Here is a 12,317-nt window from a genome sequence, read left to right on the forward strand (position 1 = left end):
CCGAGTGACACAGGAAGGCCCCCGACGCCGTACAACGGCATCGGGGGCCTTCCTCGCACCCTCAGGTCCCTGGCGGGGCCTTTCGGGTCCCTACGGCAGCGCCAGCATCCGCTCCAGCGCGAGCTTCGCGAACTTCTCCGTCTCGGGGTCGACCTGGATCCGGTTGACCAGGTTCCCCTCGGCCAGGGACTCCAGCGTCCAGACCAGGTGCGGCAGGTCGATCCGGTTCATGGTCGAGCAGAAGCACACCGTCTTGTCGAGGAAGACGATCTCCTTGTCCTCGGCGGCGAAACGGTTCGCCAGCCGGCGCACCAGATTCAGCTCCGTGCCGATCGCCCACTTGGAACCGGCCGGGGCCGCCTCCAGGGCCTTGATGATGTACTCCGTCGAGCCCACCTGGTCCGCGGCCGCCACGACCTCGTGCTTGCACTCCGGGTGGACCAGCACGTTGACCCCGGGGATCCGCGCCCGTACGTCCTCGACCGACTCGACCGAGAAGCGGCCGTGGACCGAGCAGTGCCCGCGCCACAGGATCATCTTCGCGTCGCGCAGCTGCCCGGCTGTGAGGCCGCCGTTCGGCTTGTGCGGGTTGTAGACGACGCAGTCCTCCAGGGTCATCCCCATGTCCCGGACGGCCGTGTTCCGGCCCAGGTGCTGGTCCGGCAGGAAGAGGATCTTCTCGCCCTGGTCGAACGCCCACTCCAGCGCCCGCTTCGCGTTGGACGAGGTGCAGATCGTGCCGCCGTGCCGGCCGGTGAAGGCCTTGATGTCGGCGGAGGAGTTCATGTACGAGACCGGCACGACCTGGTCGGCGACGCCTGCCTCGATCAGCACGTCCCAGCACTCGGCGACCTGCTCCGCGGTGGCCATGTCGGCCATCGAGCAGCCGGCGGCCAGGTCCGGCAGGACGACCTTCTGGGCGTCGCCCGTCAGGATGTCCGCCGACTCGGCCATGAAGTGCACACCGCAGAAGACGATGTACTCCGCCTCGGGCCGCGCCGCCGCGTCCCGGGCCAGCTTGAAGGAGTCGCCGGTGACGTCCGCGAACTGGATGACCTCGTCGCGCTGGTAGTGGTGTCCGAGCACGAAGACCTTGTCCCCGAGCTTCTCCTTGGCGGCACGGGCCCGCTCCACCAGGTCCGGGTCGGACGGGGAGGGCAGGTCGCCGGGGCATTCGACCCCGCGCTCGCTCCGCGGGTCGGCCTCGCGGCCGAGCAGCAGAAGGGCGAGGGGCGTGGGCTGGACATCCAGGGGCTGGGCGGTGGTCACGACACGCACCCTTTCTTTTCTGCGGAACGCCTTTTCGTCTAATTGACGCTATCTATCATAACCGCTTTGTGTCAGCTTGACGATGTCCATAGCGTCGATGTGACGCATCCCCCCGCGCATGCGGTGTGCGAGCATGAAGGGGACAGACACGCGCCGGCCCGGAATGAATCCGCGGCCCCGATGGTTGGACCGTCGGCAAGCAGTCCGTACAACCCGGGAGAGAAGCAGATGTCCGTATCGGACGAGACCACCACCGTGAGCGACGGCATCCTCCTGTCCGACGCCGCCGCAGCCAAGGTCAAGACCCTGCTGGAGCAGGAGGGCCGGGACGACCTCGCGCTGCGCGTCGCCGTGCAGCCCGGAGGCTGCTCGGGCCTGCGGTACCAGCTCTTCTTCGACGAGCGCTCGCTCGACGGGGACGTCGTGAAGGACTTCGGCGGCGTCAAGGTCGTCACGGACCGGATGAGTGCCCCGTACCTGGGCGGCGCCTCCGTCGACTTCGTGGACACCATCGAGAAGCAGGGCTTCACGATCGACAACCCGAACGCCACGGGCTCCTGCGCCTGCGGTGACTCCTTCAGCTGACCCCTGAGTCGTACGACGGCGGCGGCGCTCCCGGAATCCGGGAACGCCGCCGCCGTCGTACGTGCGGGCGGGCGTGTCAGCCGCGCGGCACCGGTCGGCCCGTCCCCGCGTCGACCACCTTCCGGCCGTCCAGCGGCTTGTCCAGCGTCACCGTCCGGGTCAGCTCCTCGGCGATCATGACGCAGGCCTTCTTCGGGTCCGGCTTCGACTCGGTGACCGTGATCCGGACCGTCGAGCCGTCCTCCGTGGCGCGGGCCGCGTAGGTGCTGCACACGCCGCCCCAGAACGTGACCTCCAGGGTCCGGCCGTCCGCGCTGTAGGTGAGGGGGTGCGGGCCCTTGCCCTGCGGGTCCTCCGTGGGCTCCGGCGCCGGCGGGGTGCTCTCCGGTGCCAGACGGTCCGGGTCCACCGCGACCTGGACGACCGTGCCGCCGGGGCCGCCCCCGGCGGGCTCCACGGAGAAGAGCCACGAGGGTACGAGGATCTGCTCGCCGTCCGTGTACCGCGCCGCGAGCCCGAACCGGGCCCCGTCGACCGTCACCGTGGTGGCCTGCCCGGCCCGGCCGCACCCGGTGCTCGGCGACGCCGGGCCGCCCTCCAGCGGCTCGGGGGTCGCGCAGTCACCGGCGCCGGGCTTCGCGGCCCGCCGGCTCTCCGCGTTCAGCTGCTTCAGCGCGTCGTCCGCGCCGGTCACCGGATAGGTGTCGCCCTTCTCCAGGCCCTTCAGGTTCCCGCTGCCGCCGACGATCTCGCCGCCGGCGCCCACCTGGATCCCGGTCGACCATCCGTAGGTCGGCAGCCCTCCCACCACGGGGTCGGCGTTCACCACCCGTACGGAACCCATGAGCTGATCCGCGTCGAGCGCGGCGCCGTCCTGCCCGACCGCCTTCAGCACCGGCGCGGCCGCCGCCTCGGCGGCCTTCTCGCTGACGGGGGAGCCGGACGCAGGGGTCCGGTCCTGCTTCGCGCAGGTCCCGGGCGACTCGCAGGCGTCGGGTCCTCCGGAGGCGTACCGGGCGAACGTCCACGTCCCGGGCGCCTGCTTGGTCACCCTCAGGAACGGGCCGGAACCGTCGCCGTCGCTGCCCACCTTCCAGGCCGCGCCGTCCGCGCGCGGTGTCCCCGGCAGCCCGAGGGCCTTCGCCAGGCGGGCCACCTCGGCCGAGGTCACCGTGCCCGTCGCGCGGTGGACGGCGGCCTCGTCCGGGCCGTCGGGCAGCTCGCCCGAGGCGCGGTAGACGGTCCCGTCGCCGTGGGGGTCCGGTTCACCCGGAGCGATGCCGGGGGGCGCCGACGGACTGTCCGCAACGTCCAGCGCGAGCAGCGGAGGGGTGCTGTCCCCGGCCGCCGCCCGGCCCGCGTCCGTACCGCCGTCGCCGGACGCGGTCGAGGCCCAGTACGCGGCCCCGCCCCCGGTCAGCAGCACGGCCGCCGCCACCGAGGCCACGGCGAGTGGCGACCGCCGCCGCCGGGGGCCGGTCACATCATTCTCGGGTCGCTCGGTGCTCACCGGATCGCTCCTTCGGCTGCCTGGCCGTCACTGGCGCATCGTCCGTCCCCGGGCCGGGGACACCGGTGGGACGGGCCAGGGGAGCGGGCGGTTCCCCCGGACGCGCCGGGGGAGCGCCACCGAGCCTTCGGGGCGGCCCCGCTCAGTCCCCGTAGTCGGGCATGGAGTCGACCAGGCGGGCCGAGGAGGGCGGCACCCTCACCCCGTGGATGAGGGAGGGCTCCACCGGCTTCGCGGCGGTCCTCGTGGGTACGACCCAGTGCGGCGCCATCCGCGCGCAGTCACCGCGCAGCTCGGCCAGGCTCATCTCGGACTCACGCGGAACGATCGTGTTCGACATATACGCACCGTATGCACGGGAGAGCCCAGGTAGAAAGACCTACTATCGGGTAGTTTTGCCCCTTCAGGCATGGTGGTGTCACCGGGTAGCGTGAACTGTCACGCCGTCCCGGAGGGCGCGCTCACGCGTTCCCTTCGCCTTCCGCAGGAGCAGCCTCCCCGTGCGCATCGCAGTCACCGGCTCCATCGCCACAGACCACCTCATGACCTTCCCCGGCCGATTCGCCGACCAGCTGGTCGCGGATCAGCTGCACACGGTCTCGCTCTCCTTCCTGGTCGACAACCTCGACGTGCGCCGCGGCGGGGTAGGGGCCAACATCGCCTTCGGCATGGGCGTGCTCGGCACGCAGCCGATCCTCGTCGGCGCCGTCGGCGCCGACTTCGACGACTACCGCGCCTGGCTCGACCGGCACGGCGTCGACACCGGCTCGGTCCGGGTCTCCGAGGTCCTGCACACGGCGCGCTTCGTCTGCACGACGGACGCCGACCACAACCAGATCGGCTCCTTCTACACGGGCGCCATGAGCGAGGCCCGGCTGATCGAGCTCAAGAGCGTCGCCGACCGCGTCGGCGGCCTCGACCTCGTCTCGATCGGCGCCGACGACCCCGAGGCGATGCTCCGCCACACCGAGGAGTGCCGCTCGCGGGGCATCCCGTTCGCCGCGGACTTCTCACAGCAGATCGCCCGGATGGACGGCGAGGAGATCCGCATCCTCCTCGACGGCGCGACGTACCTCTTCTCCAACGAGTACGAGAAGGGGCTCATCGAGTCCAAGACCGGCTGGAGCGACGAGGAGATCCTCTCCAAGGTCGGCCACCGCGTCACCACCCTCGGCGCCCGCGGCGTCCGCATCGAGCGGGCCGGCGAGGACCCCGTCGAGGTCGGCTGCGCCGAGGAGGAGCGCAAGGCCGACCCGACCGGCGTGGGCGACGCCTTCCGGGCCGGCTTCCTCTCCGGCCTCGCCTGGGGTGTGAGCCTGGAGCGCGCCGCCCAGGTCGGCTGCATGCTCGCGACCCTGGTCATCGAGACGGTCGGCACCCAGGAGTACACCCTGCGCCGCACCCACTTCATGGACCGCTTCACCAAGGCCTACGGCGACGAGGCGGCCTCGGAGGTCCGTAAGCACCTCTCCTGACGGGGGAGCGCCGCGGGCTACCGGAGCCGGCGGACCACATAGGCCGAACCGTGGTCCGCCGGCTCCTCGCCCACGTACTCCTGTTCGCGCATCGTGCACCAGGCCGGAATGTCGAGGCGGGCGGCCTCGTCGTCCGAGAGCACCGTCACCGTGCCGCCCACGGGTACCTCTCCGATCACCTTTGCGAGTTCGATCACCGGGATCGGGCAGCGCCTGCCCAGCGCGTCGACCACGAGCGAGGCCCGCGGCTCCGTGGGGCGTGCCGGTGCGGCCGGCGCGCCCAGCCTCTCCCGCACCCCGGCGACCACCCCAGGCAGTACGTCGAGGAAGCGGCCGACCTCGTCGTCCGTCGCCCCGGCCGGAAGCGACACCCGGATGTTCCCCTCCGTGAGGACCCCCATCGCCTTCAGGACGTGGCTCGGCGTCAGGGTGCTGCTCGTGCAGGACGATCCGGACGAAACGGAGAATCCGGCCCGGTCCAGCTCATGGAGCACGGTCTCTCCGTCGACATAGAGACAGGAGAAGGTGACCAGATGCGGCAGCCGCCGCACCGGATCGCCGACCACCTCCACGTCGGGCACCAGCTCCGGCACCGCCGTCCGGATCCGGTCCACCAGGGCCCGCAGCCGCTCGGCCTCCGCCTCGGCGTCCGCGCGCACCGCCCGCAGCGAGGCCGCGGCCGCCACGATCGCCGGGATGTTCTCGAAGCCGGCGGCCCGCCCCGACTCCCGCTCGTCCACGGGGCCTTGGGGCGCGAACCGTACGCCCTTGCGCACGGCCAGCAGCCCGACACCGGCCGGCCCGCCCCACTTGTGGGCGCTCGCGGTCAGCAGCGACCAGCGGCCGGGCACGGGCCCCCAGCCCAGCGACTGCGCGGCGTCCACCAGCAGCGGCACGCCCGCCTCGGCGCAGATTCCGGCGGTCTCCACCACGGGCTGCTCGGTCCCCACCTCGTGGTTGGCGGACTGGAGGCAGGCCAGCGCCGTGTCCGGGCGCAGGGCCCGGTCGAACGCCGAGGGGTCCACCGCCCCGGTCCGGTCCACCGGGACCTCGGTGAACGACCCGCCGGCCGCTTCGAGGGCGGCGGCGGAGTGGAGTACCGAGGAGTGCTCGACGGCGGAGAGCACCAGATGGCTGCCGACACGCCGACGCCCGGACAGGACGCCGGCGATCGCCGAGTGCACCGCCCGGGTGCCGGACGAGGTGAAGACGAGCTCGTCGGGACGGCAGCCGACGGCCTCCGCCGCCGTCTCCCTGGCCGCGTCCAGCAGCAGCGCGGCCCGCCGCCCCTCGCGGTAGAGCCGGGCTGGATCGGCCCAGCCCTCGTCCAGTGAGGCTTGCAGCGCCTGGCGGGCGACGGGATGCAGGGGGGCGGAGGAAGCCGCGTCGAAGTAGGGCACGCCGTCACGCTAGCCCGCGCCGCCGCGCGAGGGGCCGGCCGGCCGGGGCCGGGGCGGGAAGAGGGGGCGTCAGATGGCGCCCGGAGGCTCGCATTCCATCCCTTCGGGGTGTCGTGCGGCGCGTTGGGCACCCTCCCCGCGCGGCCCCAAATAGCGTCCAGTAGGGTTTGGTCCGCATAAACATCCAAACCCCTGCCCGCGTCAGGGCCGGCGACCGACCAAGTGAGACGGCCGCGCCGACCGTGCGGGCGAGACTCTCGGGAAGGCGCTACGTGAGTCCCAACGGCTCCGACCGCTCGTCGCGGCGCCCGATGCGGCGGAAGCTGCCGCAGGTGCTGACTGCGGGCCTGGTCCTGGCGACGGCCTCCGGTTGTTCATACAACTGGGAGGATTTCCCCCGCCTCGGAATGCCCACCCCGGTAACGGAAGAGGCCCCTCGGATCCTCTCCCTCTGGCAGGGCTCGTGGGCGGCAGCGCTCGCCACGGGCGTCCTTGTCTGGGGGCTGATCATCTGGAGCGTCATCTTCCACCGGCGAAGCAGGACCAAGGTGGAGGTACCTCAGCAGACCAGGTACAACATGCCTATCGAGGCGCTGTACACAGTGGTCCCCCTCATCATCGTCTCGGTGTTCTTCTACTTCACCGCGCGCGATGAGTCGAAGCTCCTCGAGCTCAGCCCGAAGCCGGCCCACACGATCAACGTGGTCGGCTACCAGTGGAGCTGGGGCTTCAACTACATCGAGAACGTGGAGGGCGAGCCCTCCACCGGCAACGAGGTCCCCAAGGAGCTCGACGCCATCCCCGACAAGTTCCGGAAGGACTTCCCCGCGAACGCCAACGGCGTCTACGACGTGGGCATCCCCGGTACGCGTAACCCGCAGAACGGCAACCCGGGTCCGACCCTGTGGCTGCCGAAGGGCGAGAAGGTCCGTTTCATCCTGACTTCGCGTGACGTCATCCACTCCTTCTGGGTGGTGCCGTTCCTCATGAAGCAGGACGTCATTCCGGGCCACACCAACTCCTTCGAGGTCACGCCGAAGAAGGAGGGCACCTACATGGGTAAGTGCGCCGAGCTCTGCGGCGTCGACCACTCCCGGATGCTCTTCAACGTCAAGATCGTCTCTCCCGAGCGTTACCAGCAGCACCTCAAGGAGCTGGCGGAGAAGGGTCAGACGGGCTACGTGCCGGCAGGCATCGAGCAGACGGACCCGGCCAGGAATGCGGAGACGAACAAACTGTGAGCATCCTCAACGAATCCCAGGGTGCCGCGGCAGCAGACGACTCGTTCGAGGACGAGCTGCCGGTGCGGCGCAAGCAGCCGGGGAGTGTCGTCGTCAAGTGGCTGACCACCACCGACCACAAGACGATCGGCACGATGTACCTGGTCACATCGTTCGCCTTCTTCTGCATCGGTGGCCTCCTGGCGCTCTTCATGCGCGCCGAGCTGGCTCGTCCGGGTACGCAGATCATGTCGAACGAGCAGTTCAACCAGGCGTTCACGATGCACGGCACGATCATGCTGCTGATGTTCGCGACGCCGCTGTTCGCCGGGTTCGCGAACTGGATCATGCCGCTGCAGATCGGCGCGCCCGACGTGGCGTTCCCGCGGCTGAACATGTTCGCGTACTGGCTGTACCTCTTCGGCTCGCTGATCGCGGTGGCCGGCTTCCTCACCCCGCAGGGTGCGGCCGACTTCGGCTGGTTCGCCTACTCCCCGCTGTCGGACGCGGTCCGCTCGCCGGGCGTCGGCGCCGACATGTGGATCATGGGTCTGGCCTTCTCCGGCTTCGGCACGATCCTCGGTTCGGTCAACTTCATCACCACGATCATCTGCATGCGCGCCCCCGGCATGACGATGTTCCGGATGCCGATCTTCACCTGGAACGTCCTGCTGACCGGTGTGCTGGTCCTGCTCGCCTTCCCGGTTCTCGCCGCCGCGCTCTTCGCGCTGGAGGTCGACCGTAAATTCGGCGCCCATATCTTCGATGCGTCGAACGGTGGCGCATTGCTCTGGCAACACCTCTTCTGGTTCTTCGGCCATCCAGAGGTGTACATCATCGCGCTACCATTCTTCGGAATCATTTCCGAAATCATTCCGGTGTTCAGCCGCAAGCCGATGTTCGGCTACATCGGTCTGATCAGCGCGACGATTGCCATCGCCGGCCTTTCGGTGACGGTGTGGGCGCACCACATGTATGTGACGGGCGGCGTGCTGTTGCCGTTCTTCTCCTTCATGACCTTCCTCATCGCAGTGCCGACCGGTGTGAAGTTCTTCAACTGGATCGGCACGATGTGGAAGGGGTCGTTGTCCTTCGAGACACCGATGCTCTGGTCGGTCGGCTTCCTGATCACCTTCGCCTTCGGTGGTCTGACCGGCGTGATCCTGGCCTCGCCGCCGCTGGACTTCCACATCTCCGACTCGTACTTCGTCGTCGCGCACTTCCACTACGTCGTCTTCGGCACCGTGGTCTTCGCGATGTTCGCCGGCTTCCACTTCTGGTGGCCGAAGTTCACCGGCAAGATGCTGGACGAGCGGCTCGGGAAGATGACCTTCTGGACGCTGTTCGTCGGCTTCCACGGCACCTTCCTGGTGCAGCACTGGCTCGGTGCCGAGGGCATGCCGCGTCGTTACGCGGACTACCTCGCCGCCGACGGCTTCACCGCCCTGAACACGATCTCGACGATCTCCTCGTTCGTGCTCGGACTGTCGATGCTTCCGTTCATGTACAACGTCTGGAAGACCGCCAAGTACGGCAAGAAGATCGAGGTCGACGACCCCTGGGGCTACGGCCGTTCGCTCGAATGGGCGACGTCCTGCCCGCCGCCGCGGCACAACTTCCTCAGCCTGCCGAGGATCCGTTCCGAATCCCCGGCGTTCGACCTGCACCACCCGGAGATCGCGGCACTCGAGCAGCTCGATCACCTGTCCGAGGGTGACAAGGTCCTCGTCGGTGGCAAGGAGGACGGCAAGTGAAGATCCAGGGCAAGCTCTTCCTCTGGCTGAGCGTCTTCATGCTGGCCATGGCCGTCACGTACGGCGTCTGGTCCAAGGAGCCGGTCGGCACCACCGCGCTGGTCCTGGCCTTCGGGCTGACCATCATGATCGGCTTCTACCTGGCCTTCACGGCCAACAGGGTCGACGCGATGGCCCAGGACAACAAGGAGGCCGACGTCGCGGACGAAGCCGGTGACGTGGGCTTCTTCTCGCCGCACAGCTGGCAGCCGCTCTCGCTGGCCATCGGAGGCGCCTTCCTCTTCATGGCCGTCGTCTTCGGCTGGTGGCTGGCGTACTTCTCCGCCCCGCTGCTCCTGATCGGCCTCTTCGGCTGGGTCTTCGAGTACTACCGCGGAGAGAACCGCACCCAGTAGGACCCGCAGGACACGCCCGCACCGGACGTGTCGCACCCGAACGGGGGCCCGGTCCGCTCAGCAACGAGCGGGCCGGGCCCCCGTTTGCAGTCACTGAACGCGCTGGATCGGATGAATCTTCTTAGCGTGGGTTCATGAACCACACGCCGCGCATCCGCACCGTAGTGAGCTGCACTCTGCTGGTCGTGACCCTGGTAGCGGGTGCGACCGCCTGTGGAGGCCCCGACGGCGATCCGCTGTCGCTCAAGCCCTACGACGCCGCCGAACTGATCTCCTTCAACGGTCCGGCCGAGAACAAGAAGGCCGACCCCGACAAGCCCCTCGAAGTCACCGTCAAGGACGACGACGCGAAGATCACGGACGTGACGGCCATCGACGCCGAGGGCCGCCACCTGGCCGGAGAGCTCGACGCCGACGGCAAGCGGTGGCACTCCACCACCTCGCTCGCCGCCGGCACCCGATACACCGTCAAGATCTCCACCGAGAACGGCGACGGGGCCCCCGGCAGCCGTACGTACGCCTTCGGCACCACCGCGGCCAAGAAGTTCCTGAAGGTCACCTTCGGCCCGCAGGCGGGCACCTACGGGGTCGGACAGCCCCTCACAGCGGAACTCAGCGCTCCGGTCGCGGACAAGGCCTCACGCGCCACCGTGGAGCGCGGGCTGCAGGTCCGCTCCGCCCCCGCCGTCACGGGCTCCTGGTACTGGGTCGACGACAAGACGCTGCACTACCGGCCCAAGGAGTACTGGCCCGCCGACGCCACCATCGACGTCCGCAGCAACCTCAAGGGCATCAAGGTCACCAACGCCCTCTACGGCGCCGCCACGAAACCCCTGAAACTCACCACCGGCGACCGCATAGAAGCGATCACCGACGCCTCGGACCACTCCATGACCGTTCTGCGCAACGGTGAAGTGATCAACACCCTGCCGGTCACCACGGGCAAGCCCGGCTTCGACACCCGCAACGGCGTCAAGGTGGTGCTGGCCAAGGAACAGTTCGTACGCATGCGCGGCGAGAGCATCGGCATCGCCGCCGGCTCCTCGGAGTCCTACGACCTGCCCGTCTACTGGGCCACACGCGTCACCTGGAGCGGCGAGTACGTCCACGCCGCGCCCTGGTCCACCGGATCGCAGGGCAACGCCAACGTCAGCCACGGCTGTACCGGGATGAGCACCGCCGACGCCCAGTGGTTCTTCGAGACCGTGCGCGAGGGCGACATCGTCAAGGTCGTCGGGAGCGACGGCGAGACCATGACGCCGTTCGACAACGGCTTCGGCGACTGGAACCTCGGCTGGGACGCCTGGCAGAAGGGCAGCGCCCTGCACGGCGGCTCCACGCCCGACACCGACTCCGGCACCGACGTCCGGACGGCGCGGCTGCGCCCCCAGGTCTGATCCCGGCCGGGAGTGCGCCACGCCCGGGGAGGACACCGCGGAGGGGTTCGGGGCCCCTCCGCCTCAGGCCACCCGGGCCCGCGGGTCCTCCACGGCCCCTCAGGCGCCTACGGCCAGCCTGCGGCGCAGCAGGGAGGCCAGGGCGTCCGCGAAGTCGACCGGGTCCACCGGATGCGTCACAGCGGCGTCCGCGCGGCTCCACGTGGCCAGCCAGGCGTCCTGCGGGCGCCCGATCAGCAGCAGCACGGGCGGGCAGTCGAAGATCTCGTCCTTGATCTGCCGGCAGACGCCCATGCCGCCCGCGGGGGCCGTCTCGCCGTCCAGCACGCAGACGTCGACACCGCCCCGGCCCAGCGCGCTCAGGACGGCCGGCAGGGTGGCGCACTCCAGGAACTCCACCGGTGGCACGTCCGCCGCAGGCCTCCGCCCGGCAGCCAGCCTCACCTGCTCGCGGGTGTTGGCGTCGTCGCTGTAGACCAGGACCGTGGCGGTCGGCTGCATTGTTCCTCCGTGACGTCTGTGTCTTCGGGGCTCTCGGGGCATGAACCGATGGGCGGATCGTACTCCGGCGGACTGCCTGTCAGCACCGGTAAAGACAGCGATTCGATGGGCCGTTCGGTGAGGACACACCCCACTGACACACCGAACGGCACCCCCCGGAGTGAGGGCGGGATAAGCGACCGACATAATGTCGGTCGTGGCGACAGCAACGACAGTAGAAACCGGGCACGCGCACCCGTCGGTCAATCGGCCGAACCTCACCAGCGTCGGAACCATCATCTGGTTGAGTTCCGAGCTGATGTTCTTCGCGGCCCTCTTCGCGATGTACTTCACCCTGCGATCGGTGATGGGACCCGATCACTGGAAGGAGATGGCTCACCATCTGAACTTCCCGTTCTCGGCGACGAACACCACGATCCTGGTGCTTTCCTCTCTCACCTGCCAGCTCGGCGTTTTCGCCGCGGAGCGGGGCGATGTGAAGAAGCTCCGCACCTGGTTCATCATCACGTTCGTGATGGGTGCGATCTTCATCGGAGGCCAGGTCCTCGAGTACACCGAGCTGGTCAAGGAGGCGGGTCTCTCCCTGTCCTCCGACCCGTACGGTTCGGTGTTCTACCTGACGACCGGCTTCCACGGTCTGCATGTGACAGGCGGCCTGATCGCCTTCCTGCTCGTCCTGGGCAGGACATACGCGGCCTCGAGATTCACCCACGAGCAGGCCACCGCCGCCATCGTCGTGTCCTACTACTGGCACTTCGTCGATGTCGTCTGGATCGGCCTGTTCGCCACGATCTACATGATCAAGTAACAG

At 69.2% G+C, this 12,317-nt stretch carries 12 protein-coding genes; 7 read left to right on the top strand and 5 right to left on the bottom strand.

The genetic code is table 11. The annotated features are described in order from the left end of the window. Nucleotides 1–90: 90 nt before the first annotated feature. Complete coding sequence (gene nadA, locus ACZ607_RS03255; RefSeq protein ID WP_469731191.1) at nucleotides 91–1,278, bottom strand: quinolinate synthase NadA; 1,188 nt, start codon at nucleotides 1,276–1,278, stop codon at nucleotides 91–93. Nucleotides 1,279–1,497: 219 nt separating this feature from the next. On the opposite strand from nadA, the gene ACZ607_RS03260 reads away from it, so the two are divergent. Further along, nucleotides 1,498–1,854 carry a HesB/IscA family protein gene (locus ACZ607_RS03260; RefSeq protein ID WP_451132242.1) on the top strand — a complete coding sequence of 119 codons (357 nt, stop codon included), beginning with the start codon at nucleotides 1,498–1,500 and terminating at the stop codon, nucleotides 1,852–1,854. 76 nt (nucleotides 1,855–1,930) lie between these two features. Here the strand turns inward: ACZ607_RS03260 and ACZ607_RS03265 are convergent, their stop codons facing one another. After that, nucleotides 1,931–3,364: a hypothetical protein gene (locus ACZ607_RS03265; RefSeq protein WP_469731193.1), complete on the bottom strand. Its 1,434-nt coding sequence runs from the start codon at nucleotides 3,362–3,364 to the stop codon at nucleotides 1,931–1,933. A gap of 142 nt (nucleotides 3,365–3,506) precedes the next feature. After that, entirely contained in the window at nucleotides 3,507–3,704 is a 198-nt protein-coding gene (locus ACZ607_RS03270; protein WP_469731195.1) for a hypothetical protein, read from the bottom strand. Between the two features lie 160 nt (nucleotides 3,705–3,864). Here ACZ607_RS03270 and ACZ607_RS03275 point away from each other — a divergent pair, with 160 nt between their 5' ends. After that, nucleotides 3,865–4,839, top strand: a complete 975-nt coding sequence (locus ACZ607_RS03275) for a carbohydrate kinase family protein (RefSeq protein ID WP_099176303.1) — start codon at nucleotides 3,865–3,867, stop codon at nucleotides 4,837–4,839. 17 nt (nucleotides 4,840–4,856) lie between these two features. Here the strand turns inward: ACZ607_RS03275 and ACZ607_RS03280 are convergent, their stop codons facing one another. After that, nucleotides 4,857–6,239 carry an aminotransferase class V-fold PLP-dependent enzyme gene (locus tag ACZ607_RS03280; RefSeq protein WP_469731196.1) on the bottom strand — a complete coding sequence of 461 codons (1,383 nt, stop codon included), beginning with the start codon at nucleotides 6,237–6,239 and terminating at the stop codon, nucleotides 4,857–4,859. 272 nt (nucleotides 6,240–6,511) lie between these two features. Here ACZ607_RS03280 and ctaC point away from each other — a divergent pair, with 272 nt between their 5' ends. From ctaC to ACZ607_RS03300, 4 genes are all read left to right on the top strand, one after another. Continuing rightward, nucleotides 6,512–7,480, top strand: a complete 969-nt coding sequence (gene ctaC, locus ACZ607_RS03285; protein WP_099176301.1) for an aa3-type cytochrome oxidase subunit II — start codon at nucleotides 6,512–6,514, stop codon at nucleotides 7,478–7,480. Further along, entirely contained in the window at nucleotides 7,477–9,213 is a 1,737-nt protein-coding gene (gene ctaD / locus ACZ607_RS03290) for an aa3-type cytochrome oxidase subunit I (RefSeq protein WP_129262285.1), read from the top strand. The genes ctaC and ctaD overlap by 4 nt, the downstream gene beginning before the upstream one ends. Next, on the top strand, nucleotides 9,210–9,608 hold the full coding sequence (locus ACZ607_RS03295; protein ID WP_469731199.1) for a cytochrome c oxidase subunit 4: 399 nt from the start codon (nucleotides 9,210–9,212) through the stop codon (nucleotides 9,606–9,608). The genes ctaD and ACZ607_RS03295 overlap by 4 nt, the downstream gene beginning before the upstream one ends. Before the next feature lie 134 nt (nucleotides 9,609–9,742). Beyond that, the gene (locus ACZ607_RS03300; RefSeq protein ID WP_469731201.1) at nucleotides 9,743–11,005 is read left to right on the top strand and encodes a L,D-transpeptidase; all 1,263 of its coding nucleotides are present in this window, start codon (nucleotides 9,743–9,745) and stop codon (nucleotides 11,003–11,005) included. 99 nt (nucleotides 11,006–11,104) lie between these two features. On the opposite strand, the gene ACZ607_RS03305 is transcribed toward ACZ607_RS03300, so the two are convergent. After that, the gene (locus ACZ607_RS03305) at nucleotides 11,105–11,506 is read right to left on the bottom strand and encodes a response regulator transcription factor (protein WP_124276877.1); all 402 of its coding nucleotides are present in this window, start codon (nucleotides 11,504–11,506) and stop codon (nucleotides 11,105–11,107) included. A gap of 187 nt (nucleotides 11,507–11,693) precedes the next feature. Between ACZ607_RS03305 and ctaE the strand changes: the two genes are divergently transcribed. Then, nucleotides 11,694–12,314 (top strand): aa3-type cytochrome oxidase subunit III, encoded by a 621-nt coding sequence (gene ctaE, locus ACZ607_RS03310; RefSeq protein WP_014045480.1) that lies wholly within the window; start codon nucleotides 11,694–11,696, stop codon nucleotides 12,312–12,314. Nucleotides 12,315–12,317: the final 3 nt, after the last annotated feature.

The sequence above is a fragment of the Streptomyces sp. NPDC104381 genome (genome assembly GCF_055583745.1).